Origin of the sequence: Allomuricauda sp. F6463D (assembly GCF_023015965.1) — a bacterium.
Classification (GTDB): Bacteria; Bacteroidota; Bacteroidia; order Flavobacteriales; family Flavobacteriaceae; genus Flagellimonas.
The window spans coordinates 491,608-508,668 of record NZ_JALKAN010000002.1 but is presented as its reverse complement, the minus strand read 5'-3'; the positions used below and the strand labels follow the sequence as shown (position 1 = coordinate 508,668).

The following is a 17,061-nucleotide window of genomic DNA, read 5'->3' as shown; positions in this document are numbered from 1 at the left end:
AAATAAATGTATATAATTAAGCAGTTAAGAAGAAAAAATAATATCAGCCAGTCACAATTGGGCAAAGAAATTGGGGTTAGTCTGCGTACCATTCAGCTTTATGAACGCAAAGATGCCAACATTCCAATTAAAAATCTTACCAAGATAGCAGAGTACTTTGGACTTACCATCGCCGAGCTTTATATGCACGAAGTCAATGATATGGGAGAGGCCTACACCAAACGACAACCTTTTACCAAGCATAACTGCGTTTTTTATCCTTTGGAGCATGGTAAGTATTTGGTAATGGCTCCATTGGTGTTGGTGGAATGGCATAAGAAGTATATTCAGAATTTAAAAAAAGACAAACTAAAGTACCCTTTTCAAGGTGGTTTTATTATCGACTTTTTAACCGAGGAGCCCCACCGAATATTCGAGGTTTCTGGGGAAGCCATGGACGATGGCAGTTCGGAAGCAATACCCAACAAAGCGTACGTACTTGGATTGGAACTAAAAAAAGATGCTTTAACACGCAGTAATGAGTCGTATTGGAATCAATCTTATGTGCTAGTTTGTGCGGATAGGATTATCTGTAAACAACTTACAGGGTACAACAAGGAAAATAGGTCGATACTATGCCATAACTTGAATACCTCGCCAGAATTTCAGGATTTTGAGCTGCCTTTGGATGAGGTGATACAAGTCTTCAAAATTGCTAAAAAGCAGCTTTGACTTTATCCAGATGGGTTATCACTTTATTTAAACAATGGTCTAGGTTCTTTTTCACCTCGGTTTCCCAAAATCGGAATACATCGCTCGAATTCTAAGATTTTGAGCTTCATTTGGTTGTAATTCATACAACGGATATGACATCTTGTACATATTTTCCCCTGATAATCATGTGTTTTTCTAAATTCATAAATTAATAAATCAATAAAATTATAAATCAATGAAAATTATTTTGAGACTTACGTTATGCTTAGTTGCTTGCAGTGCTTTAATAACAACATCATGTTCCAAGGACGGGGAAGCGGGACCCACTGGCCCACAGGGCGAAGAAGGTATTCAAGGGGAACAAGGCATTCAAGGTGAGCAGGGCATTCAAGGTGAGCAGGGCATCAAAGGGGATACTGGAAATGCCAATGTAAAGTATTATGACTTCATAGTTTCAAACACAGATTGGAGTGCAAACTATCATTTAGGGGGAAACAATGTAGGTCGGTTATATGATATTCCCACAGATAGTCTAGGAGGCATACATATGAATACCTTTTATGAAGGGGGCAATGCGGTATTGGCCTACGCCATGCCAACTTATGAAGCAGGGTCAGATTGGGCAACCGTGAATAACGCTATGAAACCATTACCATACACCATACTGGTTTCAAGTTCTACGGATCAATTTGGATTACTAATCGATATTCTAGTAAATGATGGGCGCCTTTTATTGGCTTCAACAATAAATGGATACGAGCCTGACCAAATTCCAGATGAAGACGTACCAGCTACTATAGATTTTAGGATTGTACTCATAGAATCTACCAATACGACATCCGGGAAACTTGGCAAAGGAAATATTCTTGAAAACTTAAAAGCATCCGGTGTGGATGTGGGTAATTATGAGGAAGTAATGAAGTATTTCAACCTTCCCTATTAAATTCTTATAAGAAAACACCTAAAAAAAACCAAAGCGAAACGCTTCTTCGGGTTTATCTAGGAAGGAATTTCTGCGGGACTTGCTTTGGTTTTAAGGATATGATTGGATTGATTTTGACGGTTTTCAAATGGCATCGAAGACTATACTTCTTCAGTATTGCAGCAACCGTCAAAATCATTTCATACATGGCAAAATTATTGCCCACGCACATTCTGGGACCTGTCCCAAATGGATAGTAATAGTCCCCAAAATCCTTTTGTCCGTTCCCTTAAATCTATTGGGCCATATTCCATTGGCCTGTACCAAAAATGGACATAAGTACCATGGTACCTTTTGGGAGCGAAATATCTTCAAAGGTATCATCTTCTGTGGCCACCCTATCTATTACATAAACTGGTGGATACAACTGCAATGTCTTCTCTGTGCATTGCTTAACTCATTGAAGCTACATCACTTCTTGCACCAAATCAACTCTGCCATCCTCCAGATGGGTTATCACTTTATTTAAACATTGGTCTAAGTTTTTCTTGATATCGGTTTCCCAAAATCTAAATACTTTATAGCCCATTTCCTCCAGTGCTGCATTCACTTCTTCGTCCCGTTGTATGTTACTTTCAATTTTTGGGATCCAAAATTCGCGGTTAGTCTTTATTTTTAGTTTTCGCTCTTCCCAATTGTAACCATGCCAAAACTCTCCATCAATAAATACAACTGTTTTATACTTTTTTAGGGCGATATCCGGCTTTCCAACGAGCTTTTTGTAGTCGATGCGGTAACGATAGCCAGATTTCCACAACGCTTTTCTAAAGGCAAGTTCGGGCTTGGTATTCTTACCACGAATTTTTCCCATAATCTTGGAACGCTCCGGGGTGGTATAAAAACCCGATTCTTCATTGAACCGTGGTACTTTAATGCGTTCTTTCGGGTATTCATTGGGCATACCGTAAGATAACAAAAAACCCAAACTCCGAGAGGAATTTGGGTTTTATGTGTTTAAATATCATGGTGTTTATCCCTTACTTGTAGCGGATAAATATTCACGGTTCATACGGGCAATGTTGGTCAACGAAATGCCTTTTGGACATTCCACTTCACAAGCTCCCGTGTTGGTACAGTTTCCAAAACCTTCGAGGTCCATTTGGCGAACCATGCTTTGGACACGTTCTGTGGCCTCTACTCTTCCTTGCGGTAGCAGGGCAAATTGAGAAACTTTGGCAGAGGTGAACAACATGGCACTCGCATTTTTACAAGCAGCAACACAAGCTCCACAACCAATACAGGTGGCGGCATCCATGGCTTCGTCCGCATCATATTTGTTTATAGGAATAGAATTGGCATCAATGGTGTTACCAGAGGTGTTTACAGAAATATATCCGCCAGCTTGCTGAATGCGCTCAAAGGCACTACGGTCCACAATTAAATCCTTTATAACCGGAAACGCTGTGGCACGGAAAGGTTCAATTACAATGGTATCCCCATCGTTGAACTTACGCATGTGCAATTGGCATGTAGTAACCAATCTATCCGGTCCATGTGGCTCTCCGTTGATTTGTAAAGAACATGTTCCGCAGATACCTTCTCTACAATCATGATCAAACTCAACAGGCTCTTCACCTTTGGAGACCAATTCCTCATTTAAAATATCCAACATCTCAAGAAAAGACATATCACCTTCTACGCCTTCAAGGGTATAATCAACTATTTTTCCTGGTGTGGACGCGTCTTTTTGACGCCATATTTTTAGATATAATTTCATAGTTTCTTATTTGTAGGATCGTGTCTTCAGTTCTATATTTTCATACACCAAATCTTCTTTGTGCAATTTGGCATCTTTGGGCTCATTGGTATATTCCCATGCGGCCACATATTTAAAGTTCTTGTCATCACGGAGTGCTTCACCTTCTTCGGTCTGATATTCTTCGCGGAAGTGACCACCACACGATTCGTTTCTATGTAGAGCATCTTTTGCGAAAAGCTCACCCAATTCCAAAAAGTCGGCAACGCGACCAGCCTTTTCAAGCTCTTGGTTTTTGGAATCAATACTTCCGGTAACTTTAACGTTCTCCCAGAAATCTTTTCGTAATTCGGAAATCTCCGTTATAGCAGATTCAAGGTCTTTGGCATTACGTGCCATACCACACTTGTTCCACATGATCTTGCCCAATTTTTTGTGATAGTAGTCCACGGAGTGAATCCCTGAACCGCCCATCAACTTTGCCATTCTGTCCCGAACTTGTTGTTCAGCTTCGTCAAATTCCTTGGAATCTGTTGGGATGGCACCTGTTCTAATATCATCTGATAGATAATCACCAATGGTGTATGGCAACACAAAATATCCATCGGCCAAACCTTGCATCAGTGCAGAAGCTCCCAATCTGTTGGCTCCATGGTCACTAAAGTTGGCCTCACCTGCGCAATAGCAGCCGGGAATAGTGGTTTGCAAGTTATAATCTACCCAAAGCCCGCCCATAGTGTAATGTACAGCAGGATAAATCATCATTGGAGTTTTATATGGGTTCTGATCTACGATTTTTTCGTACATCTGGAACAGGTTTCCATACTTGGCCTCAATTACTTCTTCACCTAATTTGATGATGGTTTTTTCATCTGGATTTTTAAGCCCGGAGGTCAATGCTTTTTCTTTTCCGTAACGCTTGATTGCAGATGCAAAATCCAAGAATACGGCCTCGCCGGTTTTGTTTACACCATAGCCAGCGTCGCAACGCTCTTTAGCAGCTCTGGAAGCCACATCACGGGGAACAAGGTTACCAAATGCTGGATACCTTCGTTCCAAATAGTAGTCGCGATCTTCTTCAGCAAGCTCAGTTGGTTTAAGTTTGCCTTCACGGATAGCGATGGCATCTTCTTTTTTCTTTGGCACCCAAATCCGTCCATCGTTTCGGAGTGACTCGGACATCAATGTCAATTTGGATTGATGGTCACCTGATACGGGAATACAGGTAGGGTGAATTTGTGTGAAACAAGGATTGGCGAAGAAAGCTCCTTTACGGTGTGCTCTCCAAGCAGCCATTACATTGCTTCCCATGGCGTTAGTGGAAAGGAAAAATACGTTTCCGTAACCTCCGGTTGCCAACACTACAGCGTGGGCACTATGTCTTTCAATTTCTCCTGAAACTAAATCCCTGGCAATAATGCCGCGTGCTTTTCCATCAACCAAAACCAAATCCATCATCTCGTGACGGTTGTAGGCTTGTATTTTTCCACGGTTGATTTGACGGTTCATAGCTGAATAGGCACCGAGCAACAATTGCTGACCAGTCTGTCCTTTTGCATAGAATGTTCTTGAGACAAGTACCCCTCCAAAAGAACGGTTGTCCAACATACCGCCATATTCACGGGCAAAAGGAACACCTTGTGCCACACATTGGTCGATAATGTTACCGGATACTTCTGCCAAACGGTAAACATTGCCTTCTCGCGAACGATAGTCACCACCTTTTATGGTATCGTAGAAAAGTCGATAATTACTATCGCCATCTCCTTGGTAGTTTTTTGCGGCATTGATTCCTCCTTGGGCAGCAATGGAGTGTGCCCTACGTGGAGAATCCTGATAACAAAATGTCTTTACATTATAGCCCAACTCGGCCAAAGTAGCTGCTGCTGCGCCACCTGCAAGTCCAGTGCCAACAACAATAATGTCTATGTTCCTTTTGTTGGCAGGGTTGACTAGATTGATGTCATTTTTATGTTTGGTCCATTTGTCGGCCAAAGGCCCAGATGGAATTTTAGAATCCAATATGCCCATGCTTAATGTGTTATTGGGTTAAGGTGATGGTAAATGGCGATAAATGCAAATGCCAAGGGTACCACTACCGCGAATATTTTTGCAAATTTTGTGAATCCAGCAGTGTATTTATTGTTTACACCCATGGATTGAAGAGAGGAAGCAAAGCCATGCCATAAGTGCAAACTTAATAGCACAAAGGAAACTACATAAAGAATAGTCCTCCAAAATGGAGCAAATTTCTCTACGGTTTCGGCATAATAACGTGTTGGGTCCTCTGGGTTCGCCTCAATATATTTATAGGTCATTTCGTGCACCCAAAAATCATAGAAATGCAATCCCAAAAAAGCGAGGATTACCAGTCCAGAATAAATCATGTTTCTAGATACCCAAGGAGCGTTTGCACTGCCTTTATATTTAACATAGCTTACATCCCTTGCTTTTTTGTTCTGGATTTCCAAAACAAAGCCCATCACAAAGTGTACAATAACACCAATGACCAAAATGGGTTGCATCAAAAATTGGACTAATGGATTGTAGCCCATAAAATGCGAAGCTTCATTAAAAAAATCAGGAGAAAATACCGAGGCCAAATTAATGGTGACGTGAAGAATCAAAAATATGATTAAAAAAAGACCCGATAAGGCCATTACATATTTTCGGGCCAACGAAGATTTTATCAAACTCATTAGAAATTAGTTTTTAACAAATTTACGGCAAGGATGAGTTTTTAACAAACAATAAACAAATTGCTCCTCTTATTTAGAAACATTATATGAAAGAACAACACTTTGAAAATTAAAGGCTATAGTAGTGGTTAAGTTGAAATAATAAAGGATTATTAAGTAAGAATATCAGTCATATAAATATGAGTAATCCAGATTAAAATGAGAAACATGGTATTTATCTAGAATGGTTGCCTTTAGAAGTTAGTTGTTTTTGAAGCGAGATGTATCTGGGGGTTTCTTTATATAATTTATAGTTTGGATTATAATTTGGAGGAACTTTAATTCAACAAATACTATTCGGAAATATTAAAATATTCAATAACCTCTTGGTAGCTCATCTTGGTAAAATCGATTTCTGAAGATGATTTACCGTTAGTGGATACTCCACCAGGAATAAGGACATAACGATACTGTTGCAAAAAGGCACCGTCCCCAACACTTTCACCTTGTTCATTGCCTACTACTGTAATGAGGATTTCGTCACTTTGTGCCCTAAAATAATAGGATTGTTGTCTGGATGCTCCAAATACTATGGGAAGTTGGTATACGAGGTTTCCTTCTTCTCCAAGGCTTATTCTTCTAGCGTAGACCAAAATGGTTCCAAAATTTAAAATGTCAGGATCAATTTCTGGTGCATCTATACTAAAGGATGCGGAAGTGGCTACTATGTTATTGTCCAATTCGGTATTTATCCAATCGGAATATATAACATTGGCCGTGCCGGGATCCCCTTGCTCACCTTGTTCTCCCTGATCTCCTTGGTCTCCCTGAGGTCCTTGAGCCCCTGTAGCTCCTTGTTCACCCTGTGGTCCTGTAGCTCCATTCTCACCATCTTCGGGAGAACAAGAGGTTACCAAAACCAAGGACATTACGGTAAAAAAGAATGTTCTAAATGTCAATACAATTGTTTTCATGTTTATATTTTTTTGGGTTTCACTCGCCAATTTAGCGGTAAGTGGTTAACTGGCTAACTCAATGCTGATTAAGCGTATGGATGGTTATGTTGATTACTTGTATTCTTGTTTAAACAACCTATTCCACTTATATATATAAAGACTTGCCATTCATACAGTATAAATGCAGAATACACATCATTTGGTGTTAATTGTCACGATCGATAGGCTTGGTAGCAGTTCAATTTATAATTTGTGGTAAAGAAGAGATACGTTATGAGGGTAATCATTGTAGATGATGAGATGGCAGCAATAAATAGTTTGTCTTGGGAATTGAGAAAATATTCTGATTTTATCTCAATTGTTGAGACATTTACCTCTCCCTCAGAAGCCGTTTCAGGTATCAATTACTTAAAGCCTGACTGTGTTTTTTTAGATATTGAAATGCCTGAAATGAGTGGTTTTTCACTTTTGGAAAAACTGAAATACCGCAATTTTGCCATTGTTATCACTACTGCCTATAACCAATATGCCATTCGGGCCATTAAGGAAAGCGCTATGGATTATCTGTTGAAACCTGTTGATGAAGACGATATTTCAGGTGTGGTAGAAAAATTGAAAAGATTAAATAACACCCAAAATTTTAAACATCAATTTGAACAGACTTTTGAGGCGCTATCCAGAGCTAGTTCACCACAGATTGTCCAAATTCCTGTGAGTGGAAAGATATTGTTTTTGTTGATCAATGAAATAGTATACTGCGAATCGGATGGTAATTATTCAAAAGTATTTTTGGAATCGGGAGAGCAGTTGTTGGTGTCAAAAAAGCTTAAGGAGTTGGAAGAATTGCTTCCAGACCGTACGTTTTTCAGGATACATAATTCATATATTATTCATTTGCTCAAGGTGAAGGAATATCTCCGGTCTGAGGGTTATGTGGTTTTATCAAATCAGAAGAAAATACCAGTTTCGAGGGCCAAAAAGGAAGGTTTTTTGAATCGGATGAGCTAATTCCATTATGTTGAAATATTTGATAGATTTTTTTAAAGAGAGTAACCAAAATGGATTTGGGTTCTTTGTGGTTTCTGTTCTATTCTATCTTTTTGTTTTTTTTCTAATACAGTTTTTCCAGCATAAAAAACGATTTTATCTTTTTTACTGTATATATGCTTTGGTTACGGGGTTTACCTTGATGAAGTATGTGGAAGGGGTCTTTTTTTCGGACTTTTTCAATACTCCTTCTGGTCGCAGTTTAGTGGTTTGGGTGCATTACCCAACTCAGTTAATAGGTTCCATGATGTTCAGTTTTTTTATACTGGATATTATGCAGCTCAAAAAAGAGCACCCTAAATTTGTTAAATGGACATATTGGGCCTATTTAGGCGTTACACCGATATATCTATTTTTATGGGGCGTTCAATTAATCAATCCAAGATCATATTTGATTGATTATTTTCATGGAGTTTTCTTTTTACCATTGAGTATGCTCGTTTTTGTAGTAGGCTTTTTTTTGGTGCTTAAACAGGATCGGATAATCAAGTGGTACATTTTGTCGGGTATGTCAGCACTTTTTGTTTCGTATGTCATCATAACTCTCTATTCGTTCAATAGTTTTACTGCCAATACCGAAACACTTTATATTTTTTACTTAGGGGTTTTGATTGAAAGTTTGTTGTTTGCCCTCGCCATTGGACTAGAACAAAAAATGGTTTATAGGGGTAAGGCACAAGTGCAGAAAAAATATATTGAACAATTGGAGGAAAACCAATTGATCAAGGAAAGCATAAATAGAACATTATCGGACGAACTGCTGCAGACCAAGTCGGAAATTGAGGATCTAAGTTCCGAAGCACAAAAGGAGCGAACGGAGAAACTTACCATAAAAATGGAGAATAGATTTGCCCAACTTAAATTGGACGCATTGCGCAGCCAAATGAACCCACATTTTATTTTCAATGCGCTTAACTCCATTAAGTCCTATTTAATTGAAAATGATCAAAATAAAGCCATTTATTACCTAGGAAGGTTTTCTAAACTTATCCGCGGAATCTTGGAAAGTTCAAGGAGAGATTTAGTTACGCTTAAAGATGAACTTGGTATCATTGAAATGTATGTAGAGATTGAAAGTGACCGTTTCAAAAACAACATCGAATACGTTGTTGAAATCGATGATGAAATATCCACAGATATTGTTTTGATACCCTCTCTCATATTACAGCCCTTCGTGGAAAACTCGATTTGGCATGGACTTACAACCAAAAGTGGAAAAAAACAGTTGTTTATTAAAGTAGGTAAGATAAAGAAAACAGGATGTTTACAGATTATTGTAGAGGATAATGGGGTGGGGCGACTGGCATCCCGGTTTAAAAATCAACAAAACCCATTAAAAGGTCAATCATTGGGATTGTCAATCGTTCGAGATCGACTGGAATTTTTTTCCAAAAAACAGAAAAAAGATTTCAGCTTTGGGATTCACGATCTTAAAAATGATGAAACAGGAGAAGTATTGGGAACCAGGGTCATAGTAAACCTACCGAAACTTACGACTAAACGATATTGAATCAAAAGAAAACATATACAGAAAAGGAAAATCCAAATAATTGTCCGAATTTGGATGAAACTGAAAGAATAAATGGACGTAGCCATTCTATCCGTAAGCCTCAATGTGTACTCTACTGCTAGGATTGCCGAGGAGTTTGAAAAGGCAGGTCATTTCGTGGAACATATCGACCATACAAAATGTTCCGTACAATTAGGGGGTGATAAGCCTCGGATATTTTTTGGAACAGATAATATTACGGATGACTTTGATGCCATTGTACCAAGAATTGGAACAACGGTCACCCGCCATGGTGCTGCTATCGTAAAACAGTTTGAAATCAACCACGTGTTTAGCACAGCACACTCACTTGGTATTGTTAAAGCCAGAAACAAGGTGTCCACGCTACAACTGATGTCCAAAAAAGGCATTCCAGTCCCCAAAACTGTATTTTCCATCAATCCAAATAATGTGACTGATCAAATTGAACTTTTAGGAGGAACTCCGGTAATTATTAAACTGCAAGAGGGTACTCAGGGCAAAGGAGTTATTTTGGCAGAGAGCAAAAAATCGGCAATATCTGTGATTGATACATTATACGCTATGAACAGCAATATTTTGTTGCAAGAGTATATCGAGGAGGCAAATGGTGAAGATCTTAGGATTGTAGTGGTGGGCAACAAAATTGTAGCCAGTATGAAACGAACGAGCGAACGGGACGATTTTAGATCTAACGTTCACCGTGGTGCAAATGTTGAAGAAGTGCAGTTGACCCCACGCGAAAAATTCATGGCCATCAATGCAACCAAACATTTAGGTTTGGGAGTGGCCGGTGTGGATCTAATTAGGTCCAAGAACGGCCCATTGTTGATAGAGGTAAATGCATCTCCTGGATTAAAGGGCATTGAGGCGGCAACAGGGTTGAATGTGGCCAAGTGTATTGTTCAATATGTGGAGAGGAAAGTAAAAAGAAAATAATGGAAACATAGCTTTATGTGGGAAAGTCTATTTCTTGTTTATTGACTTTGGACAAGCTCCACTTAATGGCATCTTCCAAATTTGAGAATTGCCGTATATTACTACGAAAGAACATTCGTTCTAAAACCACACTTGCCAATCCACTCTTATTGTAGGCGACTACGCTATAAAATTCCAGTTGGTGTCGATGCTTATAAAATTTTAGCCAATCCGTAGGTACAACGGAATAGTTATTAATTCGATTACTGATGTAGGCAATGGGTTTGTCCTTACTCAAGATTTCGTAAGCAACATTCACGATTTTTTTGGCACTTGGCCAATCAAAAGTTTCACCTTCATTCATTTCCGAGATCACCAACCCATCAAAAAAATAGAAAACTCCAAACTCGTACTCCCTTATTTCCCTTATATTTTTAAAAAACGCTAAATCCTTAACGCTCTGCATATGTCCTTTCATTTTGATGAGTCAATTTATCATCAAAATTAAATGTACGCTGGAGTTATATTTGAGTTGCTTTTACCAATGCGCCTTGAGAATTGGCGCAAAGGACGTTTCAATTGATGGACCGTCAGATGTGGTTAAATCGATATGAACATTTCCTACAGAGGTTGTTTAATTAACTGATTATTTCTCCATGTTTTTTAATTGAATGCCCAAGGCTTTAGTAGAAAGTTGCACCTCTAAAAGCGAGAGGATCAAAGAAATCATCAAAAAAATCAGACTTATGCCAAAAATTATATTTGCCCAAACATGCATTTCCACATAAATCAAGAACATGGTTACGGCGGCCAATAAAAAACTGATGATTGCAGAAGCCTGCATATTTTTGATAATGCCCAAGCGGGCACGCAATTGATTAATTTGTTGTTTTAAAGGTTGGGCAGAGGTTTGTTCAAATTGTTTGTGCAATTGTCTGATCAATGCCGCAATAGCCAAATAACGGGCGTTGTAAGCCAACATTGTCAAAGAAATGGCAGGAAAAAGAAGGGCTGGAATACTTAGATTAAGCTGCATGGTTTCAATTTGATCTGGAAGGTAAGAATTTGTCTTCGGTAACGCAATTACCTACATTTGGGAAAATCTTATTTTATATGAAATACGCTCAAATAGACCACAATCTTTTTGTAAAGAACCGTAAAAAATTCATGGCTCAAATGAAGCCGAAAAGCATAGCAGTGTTCAACTCTAACGACATCTATCCCATTGGAGCGGACAGTACTTTGCCTTTTGAACAGGATCGGGATATTTTCTATTTGAGCGGAGCAGATCAAGAAGAAACTATTTTATTGCTTTTTCCAGATGCCATGGACCCCAAACACAGGGAAGTCTTGTTTGTTAGGGAAACCAATGATCACATTGCCGTGTGGGAAGGTGCTAAACTGACCAAAAATAAAGCAACGGAGGTTTCGGGGATAGAAACCATTTATTGGTTGACAGATTTTGATAAAGTTTTCTTTGATTTGATGACAGAAGCTGATACGATATATTTTAACACCAACGAACATTATCGCCAAGCCGTGGAGACACAAACACGCGAAGATCGGTTTATAGAAAAATGTAAAAAGGAATATCCGGCGCATCAGTGGGCAAAGAGCAATTCTATTTTACAAAATATTCGTGGAGTTAAGGAGCAAGAGGAAATTGAATTGATACAAAGGGCATGCGATATCACCGAACAAGGATTTAGGAGGATATTAGGTTTTGTAAAACCTGGTGTTTGGGAATATGAGATCGAGGCTGAATTTTTGCACGAGTTTATTAGGAACCGCTCAAAGGGTTTTGCCTATACCCCCATTATTGCGGCCGGAGCAAATGCCAATGTGCTCCATTATGTAGAGAACAACCGGCAGGTGAAAGATGGTGAATTGATTTTAATGGATCTTGCTGCAGAGTATGCAAATTATTCCAGTGATATGACCCGCACCATTCCAACAAACGGAAAATTTACAGCAAGACAAAAAGAAGTGTACAACGCTGTACTACGGGTTAAAAATGAAGCCACCAAAATGTTGGTACCAGGAACGCTGTGGGCAGAATATCACAAAGAAGTAGGAAAACTTATGACCTCCGAGTTAATCGGTTTGGGCTTGTTGGATAGTGCGGATGTACAGAATGAAAACCCGGATTGGCCCGCATACAAAAAATACTTTATGCATGGAACGAGTCATCATATTGGATTGAACACGCACGATTATGGCGAGTTAAAAAAACCAATGAAGGCCAATATGGTATTTACGGTAGAACCCGGAATTTACATACCAGACGAAGGAATGGGGATTCGTTTAGAAGATGATGTGGTCATTCGGGAAAAAGGAGAACCATTTAATTTAATGCGCAATATTCCCATTGAGATAGGTGAAATAGAGGAATTGATGAACAAGTAACCCAAAAATGAAGTTTATACTATTATTAATACAGCAAACCGATATTGAAAAAAAGATGAAGGAAGCTCCGGACAGTGCTTACGAAATAGGAGTTGTTATCGGGAGTTATCTACCTTTTGTAATCTTGGCGGGGATTGCCTATGCCATTTACTTATACAATAAAAAGAACCGGGGCTCGGAATAGTTGTATCGCCAAGTGGTTTTGGCAAATTTGGGATTCAATGCTTGATCGATTAACTTCAGATAAATATAATCGTAGCATTTTGGAGAATCAGGATAAACTATATCGAATTGCATTTGCTCTGGCCATGTTTACCGTAATATACAACATTGCCGAGGGACTAATTGCTACATATTTGGGTTTTGAAGATGAAAGTCTAGCTCTGTTTGGTTTTGGCACGGATAGTTTTATTGAGGTAATTTCTGGACTTGGCATTGCACATATGGTTTTACGTATCCAAAAAAGCCCGGATAGTAACCGTGATCGTTTTGAGAGAACAGCACTAAGGGTTACGGGAGTTGCTTTTTATCTTTTGGTCGTGGGGTTGGTTGTTTCCAGCGTGTATAATATATGGACCGGGCATAAGCCACTGACCACTTTTTGGGGAGTGGTCATATCAACTATTTCCATATTGATCATGTGGATTTTGGTATGGTGGAAAAGAAAAGTTGGTCGTCAATTAAATTCCAAACCAATTTTGGCCGATGCCAATTGCACATTGGTTTGTGTGTATATGTCCATTATTTTATTGGTAAGCAGTGGAATTTATGCTCTATTCGAGATTCCCTATGTTGATAGCCTGGGCACTTTAGGATTGGCGTACTTTGCTTTTTCGGAAGGGAAGGAATGTTTTGAAAAGGCTAGGAGCAACCACTTCCATTGTTGCGACTAACACGCAGCCAAACTTTAATCATTGTGCTTTAGGGGTGAGTAGAATTATTCTTTTGCAGTTATAAAGAAAACAAGCTTAACCTGGCAACTTAGGCCCTTTTTTGGATATTTACATTCGAAAGAATAAATACAATCAACGCAGGAAATACCCATCCCATATGATGTTGGCTCAGTGGAATCCAATCAACATAGGGAGAAATATGCTCACCCAGCCCAATACTTCCCAAAAAATCCGGAACACTGAATACAATAGTTGTGCTCACTACCCATTTGAATACCATAGAGGACCCCCATTTTTCAGGGACTACGTTGAGTAAAATTAAAATGATGGTAATAGGGTAAATAAACATTAAAGAAGGAACGGCTACGGTAATTATATAGGCCACATCAAACTGACCAATCAAAATACCCAAAATACAACCTAAAAAAGCGGTGCTTCGATAAGCTAAAATAGAACCGTTGAAACGCTCTTTTATAAAATCGGAGGTTCCGGTTACAATACCCACTGCGGTTGTAAAGCAGGCCAGACTCACTAAAATACTAAGGAGTAAATTTGCTGTTTTTCCCAAGGTCGCTGTGCTAATACCGCGCAAAAGGGCTGTTCTAGAGATTTCTGGATCAAATGAGTCGCCAAACAAAGCCCCTGTAAAAATGAGGCCTCCATAAACCAAAAACAGTCCTGTTCCAGCCAAAAGACCAGCTCTTTGGATAAGTCTCCTTTTTTCTTTGAACGAAGCTGTCTTTTCTTTTAGATTGATAGATATGATGATCACAGCGCCAACTACGACAGATCCAATGGCGTCAAAAGTTTGGTAGCCCTCTAGAATTCCTGAACTAAACGGTTGATTCATTTCTGTGGGTGAAAAGTCAAAGTCCAAGTTAAAAACAGCAGTGGCTATAAGTGCACATAAAATAATTAGGATCCCCGGAGTCAACACTTTGCCCACAACATTTAAAACTCTGGAACGATTAATGACAAATACAAATACCAATATAAAATAGATTAAGCTGGTAAGTAACGAGGAAGAATTCCAAAAAGGCTGTATGGCCATTTCATGCGTAACGGAAGCCGTCCTGGGCGAAGGCAGTGCAATTGCAATCGCGTATATTAAATAGCAGTATACCACACTGAACAAGGGGGATACTTTTTTGGCGAAATCGAATAGAGTGCCTTGCAGTCTGGCATAGGCCATAATTCCCATAATGGGTATAAGAACCCCCGAAACACAAAACCCAACAGCCACCAACCACCAAAGAATACCGGACTTAAAACCTAATAATGGGGGCAAAACAAGATTTCCTGCTCCAAAAAAGAGAGAAAAAAGAGCAAAAGCAGTTACAATTACCGATTTTTTGTCTAAGTGTTGTTGATAATTAGTTTTCAATGTTATATATTACAAAGGTGTTTTTAGGCGGAAAAAGTTGACGTTTTATCGATTTACTTGCATTTCATCGAAAAAAATATTTTATCAGCGTAATCGTAAAATAAAAAGTTATCAACATTCGTTTCGGTAAAAGAGAAACTTCAAATATTATTTATATAACAAACAATTACAATTAACCAATGTAAGCATTTTTCGAAGCCCCATTTCGTAAATCATTGCTTTTCTACAAACAAAACCAGCTTATGAAAACATCTACTACGCAACATGGCAACTTATTTTCTTCCTTCTTCTGTAGTTTGTTCGGGCACCATTATGTGGTTTCCAAAAAAGTGACGGAGCACATCAAAGAATACAAATGTGTGCACTGCCAAAAAGAGGTTACAACGGATGTTAGTGGAAAACTATCTACTCTGACTCCTCAAATGCAAGAAATAAACAGTACGTTGGAAGATATGTACAGAAAACGAAAAAGTAGGGTGGTGCACCAAGTGGCATAACCCTTTTTTCTTTTAGAAAAAGCCCAAATCTTATCCCGGAAACTTAAGTAATTACCTGCTGCTAATGGTTGCGTGCCCCAATACCATGTTGTAGGGAAGCCCTTGATTTTCGGGATTTTTTTATTTGTTGAATGAGTTCCAGCCCTGTGCAGTGATTGGAATTTTAGTTTCTGCCCTTGTAATCAAATGAACACCTTCACTCTTTTCAGTCATGTGACCTATCACCGTTAGGTTTGGGTTCGCTTTTATTTTTGGAAAATCGGACTGGTCAATGGTGAACAACAGTTCATAATCTTCTCCGCCGCTCAATGCTATCATGGTACTGTCCATTTTAAATTCTTCCGAGGCAGCAATCACCGTGGGATCCAATGGAATCTTATCTTCAAAAACATTACAGCCCAAATCACTGTGTTTGCACAAATGCATTACTTCGGAAGAAAGACCATCACTAATATCGATCATGGAAGTTGGCTGTACCTCCAATTTTTGTAACAGTTCTATGACATCTTTACGAGCTTCAGGCTTTAATTGACGTTCAACAATATATGAATAGGGTTCAAGATCGGGTTGATTGTTTGGGTTCACTTTAAAGACTTCTTTTTCTCGTTCCAATACTTGTAGTCCCAAGTATGCGCCACCAATGTCACCCGTTACCACTAACAAATCATTGGGTTTACTGCCGCTTCGATACACAATTTCATTTTCATCTGCGATCCCAATGGCAGTAACGCTGATAATCATTCCCCGTGTTGACGAAGTTGTGTCTCCACCAACCAAATCCACATTGTACAACTTGCAGGCCAAGGCAACTCCTTCATAAAATTCTTCTAGCGCCTCCAAAGGAAATCTATTGGAAATGGCCAAGGATATTGTTACTTGTGTGGCCATGGCGTTCATCGCATAAATATCGGAAAGGTTCACCATTACCGATTTGTAGCCCAAATGCTTTAGCGGCATGTAGCTTAAATCAAAATGAACACCTTCCACCAGCATATCGGTGGAAATGACGGTTTTTTTTCCATTATGATCCATTACAGCGGCATCATCCCCAATCCCGATCATGGATGACGCTTGCTTCAGTTCAAAGTTTTTGGTAAGGTGTTCTATTAGGCCAAACTCGCCCAATTTTTCCAACGAAGTACGTTCTTGATTCTTGTCTTCTAGCATTTTGCAAAAATAATGAGGATAATTGTAAATAGCGGTGTAGAAAGGAACTTAAAATTTTTACTTCGGAAACAATCCATATTAAAAAAGAAACTATGGGAAAATAAGCGGACACCCGCTATTGGCAAATCAATCACCGTTTTCATAGGAATTCCCTATGGAATCATTCGTTATAATAATGTTAGATGCTATGGTAAAACCCTCCTTAAACAGTATATT

18 protein-coding genes and 1 pseudogene are annotated in these 17,061 nt (G+C 39.0%); 9 read left to right on the top strand and 10 right to left on the bottom strand.

What is annotated here, in order from left to right:
- Positions 1-6 precede the first annotated feature (6 nt).
- Positions 7-711 carry a helix-turn-helix domain-containing protein gene (locus tag MWU56_RS10790; protein WP_247044446.1) on the top strand — a complete coding sequence of 235 codons (705 nt, stop codon included), beginning with the start codon at positions 7-9 and terminating at the stop codon, positions 709-711.
- A gap of 217 nt (positions 712-928) precedes the next feature.
- Positions 929-1,636 carry a collagen-like protein gene (locus tag MWU56_RS10785; protein WP_247045251.1) on the top strand — a complete coding sequence of 236 codons (708 nt, stop codon included), beginning with the start codon at positions 929-931 and terminating at the stop codon, positions 1,634-1,636.
- 52 nt (positions 1,637-1,688) lie between these two features.
- Here MWU56_RS10785 and MWU56_RS10780 read toward each other — a convergent pair.
- The 6 genes and pseudogenes from MWU56_RS10780 to MWU56_RS10755 all read right to left on the bottom strand — a co-directional run.
- Positions 1,689-2,051, bottom strand: a pseudogene (locus MWU56_RS10780) (cytochrome P450); the annotation flags it as partial.
- 30 nt (positions 2,052-2,081) lie between these two features.
- Positions 2,082-2,600: a very short patch repair endonuclease gene (locus MWU56_RS10775; RefSeq protein WP_317236537.1), complete on the bottom strand. Its 519-nt coding sequence runs from the start codon at positions 2,598-2,600 to the stop codon at positions 2,082-2,084.
- A 45-nt stretch (positions 2,601-2,645) separates the two neighbouring features.
- The gene (locus tag MWU56_RS10770; protein WP_247044445.1) at positions 2,646-3,392 is read right to left on the bottom strand and encodes a succinate dehydrogenase/fumarate reductase iron-sulfur subunit; all 747 of its coding nucleotides are present in this window, start codon (positions 3,390-3,392) and stop codon (positions 2,646-2,648) included.
- Between the two features lie 6 nt (positions 3,393-3,398).
- A complete protein-coding gene (locus tag MWU56_RS10765) occupies positions 3,399-5,402 on the bottom strand; it encodes a fumarate reductase/succinate dehydrogenase flavoprotein subunit (protein ID WP_247044443.1) in 2,004 nt (667 codons plus the stop codon).
- Between the two features lie 2 nt (positions 5,403-5,404).
- Positions 5,405-6,070, bottom strand: coding sequence for a succinate dehydrogenase cytochrome b subunit (locus MWU56_RS10760; protein WP_247044441.1), 666 nt, complete (start codon positions 6,068-6,070; stop codon positions 5,405-5,407).
- 332 nt (positions 6,071-6,402) lie between these two features.
- The gene (locus tag MWU56_RS10755; protein ID WP_247044439.1) at positions 6,403-7,023 is read right to left on the bottom strand and encodes a collagen-like protein; all 621 of its coding nucleotides are present in this window, start codon (positions 7,021-7,023) and stop codon (positions 6,403-6,405) included.
- Between the two features lie 234 nt (positions 7,024-7,257).
- On the opposite strand from MWU56_RS10755, the gene MWU56_RS10750 reads away from it, so the two are divergent.
- The 3 genes from MWU56_RS10750 (at position 7,258) to MWU56_RS10740 (ending at position 10,519) form a co-directional block, all read left to right on the top strand.
- The gene (locus MWU56_RS10750) at positions 7,258-8,013 is read left to right on the top strand and encodes a LytR/AlgR family response regulator transcription factor (protein ID WP_247044438.1); all 756 of its coding nucleotides are present in this window, start codon (positions 7,258-7,260) and stop codon (positions 8,011-8,013) included.
- A gap of 7 nt (positions 8,014-8,020) precedes the next feature.
- A complete protein-coding gene (locus tag MWU56_RS10745) occupies positions 8,021-9,562 on the top strand; it encodes a sensor histidine kinase (protein WP_247044436.1) in 1,542 nt (513 codons plus the stop codon).
- Positions 9,563-9,634: 72 nt separating this feature from the next.
- The gene (locus tag MWU56_RS10740; protein WP_247044433.1) at positions 9,635-10,519 is read left to right on the top strand and encodes a RimK family alpha-L-glutamate ligase; all 885 of its coding nucleotides are present in this window, start codon (positions 9,635-9,637) and stop codon (positions 10,517-10,519) included.
- Between the two features lie 13 nt (positions 10,520-10,532).
- Here MWU56_RS10740 and MWU56_RS10735 read toward each other — a convergent pair whose 3' ends face one another.
- Positions 10,533-10,964, bottom strand: coding sequence for a hypothetical protein (locus MWU56_RS10735; protein WP_247044430.1), 432 nt, complete (start codon positions 10,962-10,964; stop codon positions 10,533-10,535).
- 180 nt (positions 10,965-11,144) lie between these two features.
- Positions 11,145-11,534 carry a DUF2721 domain-containing protein gene (locus MWU56_RS10730; protein ID WP_247044428.1) on the bottom strand — a complete coding sequence of 130 codons (390 nt, stop codon included), beginning with the start codon at positions 11,532-11,534 and terminating at the stop codon, positions 11,145-11,147.
- A 77-nt stretch (positions 11,535-11,611) separates the two neighbouring features.
- On the opposite strand from MWU56_RS10730, the gene MWU56_RS10725 reads away from it, so the two are divergent.
- From MWU56_RS10725 to MWU56_RS10715, 3 genes are read left to right on the top strand one after another with little or no spacing between them, the layout of a single operon-like run.
- Positions 11,612-12,904 (top strand): aminopeptidase P family protein, encoded by a 1,293-nt coding sequence (locus tag MWU56_RS10725; RefSeq protein ID WP_247044426.1) that lies wholly within the window; start codon positions 11,612-11,614, stop codon positions 12,902-12,904.
- A 7-nt stretch (positions 12,905-12,911) separates the two neighbouring features.
- Complete coding sequence (locus MWU56_RS10720) at positions 12,912-13,088, top strand: hypothetical protein (protein WP_247044425.1); 177 nt, start codon at positions 12,912-12,914, stop codon at positions 13,086-13,088.
- 37 nt (positions 13,089-13,125) lie between these two features.
- On the top strand, positions 13,126-13,797 hold the full coding sequence (locus tag MWU56_RS10715; RefSeq protein ID WP_247044424.1) for a cation transporter: 672 nt from the start codon (positions 13,126-13,128) through the stop codon (positions 13,795-13,797).
- A gap of 88 nt (positions 13,798-13,885) precedes the next feature.
- Here the strand turns inward: MWU56_RS10715 and brnQ are convergent, their stop codons facing one another.
- Complete coding sequence (brnQ, locus tag MWU56_RS10710) at positions 13,886-15,181, bottom strand: branched-chain amino acid transport system II carrier protein (protein ID WP_247044423.1); 1,296 nt, start codon at positions 15,179-15,181, stop codon at positions 13,886-13,888.
- A gap of 242 nt (positions 15,182-15,423) precedes the next feature.
- Here brnQ and MWU56_RS10705 point away from each other — a divergent pair, with 242 nt between their 5' ends.
- The gene (locus MWU56_RS10705) at positions 15,424-15,678 is read left to right on the top strand and encodes a hypothetical protein (protein WP_247044421.1); all 255 of its coding nucleotides are present in this window, start codon (positions 15,424-15,426) and stop codon (positions 15,676-15,678) included.
- Between the two features lie 120 nt (positions 15,679-15,798).
- Here MWU56_RS10705 and thiL read toward each other — a convergent pair whose 3' ends face one another.
- Complete coding sequence (thiL, locus tag MWU56_RS10700) at positions 15,799-16,845, bottom strand: thiamine-phosphate kinase (protein WP_247044420.1); 1,047 nt, start codon at positions 16,843-16,845, stop codon at positions 15,799-15,801.
- Positions 16,846-17,061 lie beyond the last annotated feature (216 nt).

What these genes read in the sequence shown, in the direction of transcription:
- MWU56_RS10745 (WP_247044436.1), top strand. Translation starts at nt 8,021, where the DNA reads ATGTTGAAATATTTGATAGATTTTTTTAAAGAGAGTAACCAAAATGGA.
- MWU56_RS10785 (WP_247045251.1), top strand. Translation starts at nt 929, where the DNA reads ATGAAAATTATTTTGAGACTTACGTTATGCTTAGTTGCTTGCAGTGCT.
- MWU56_RS10760 (WP_247044441.1), bottom strand. Translation starts at nt 6,070, where the DNA reads ATGAGTTTGATAAAATCTTCGTTGGCCCGAAAATATGTAATGGCCTTA.
- MWU56_RS10790 (WP_247044446.1), top strand. Translation starts at nt 7, where the DNA reads ATGTATATAATTAAGCAGTTAAGAAGAAAAAATAATATCAGCCAGTCA.
- MWU56_RS10770 (WP_247044445.1), bottom strand. Translation starts at nt 3,392, where the DNA reads ATGAAATTATATCTAAAAATATGGCGTCAAAAAGACGCGTCCACACCA.
- MWU56_RS10735 (WP_247044430.1), bottom strand. Translation starts at nt 10,964, where the DNA reads ATGCAGAGCGTTAAGGATTTAGCGTTTTTTAAAAATATAAGGGAAATA.
- MWU56_RS10755 (WP_247044439.1), bottom strand. Translation starts at nt 7,023, where the DNA reads ATGAAAACAATTGTATTGACATTTAGAACATTCTTTTTTACCGTAATG.
- MWU56_RS10765 (WP_247044443.1), bottom strand. Translation starts at nt 5,402, where the DNA reads ATGGGCATATTGGATTCTAAAATTCCATCTGGGCCTTTGGCCGACAAA.
- MWU56_RS10740 (WP_247044433.1), top strand. Translation starts at nt 9,635, where the DNA reads ATGGACGTAGCCATTCTATCCGTAAGCCTCAATGTGTACTCTACTGCT.
- MWU56_RS10730 (WP_247044428.1), bottom strand. Translation starts at nt 11,534, where the DNA reads ATGCAGCTTAATCTAAGTATTCCAGCCCTTCTTTTTCCTGCCATTTCT.
- MWU56_RS10725 (WP_247044426.1), top strand. Translation starts at nt 11,612, where the DNA reads ATGAAATACGCTCAAATAGACCACAATCTTTTTGTAAAGAACCGTAAA.
- thiL (WP_247044420.1), bottom strand. Translation starts at nt 16,845, where the DNA reads ATGCTAGAAGACAAGAATCAAGAACGTACTTCGTTGGAAAAATTGGGC.
- MWU56_RS10720 (WP_247044425.1), top strand. Translation starts at nt 12,912, where the DNA reads ATGAAGTTTATACTATTATTAATACAGCAAACCGATATTGAAAAAAAG.
- MWU56_RS10715 (WP_247044424.1), top strand. Translation starts at nt 13,126, where the DNA reads ATGCTTGATCGATTAACTTCAGATAAATATAATCGTAGCATTTTGGAG.
- MWU56_RS10705 (WP_247044421.1), top strand. Translation starts at nt 15,424, where the DNA reads ATGAAAACATCTACTACGCAACATGGCAACTTATTTTCTTCCTTCTTC.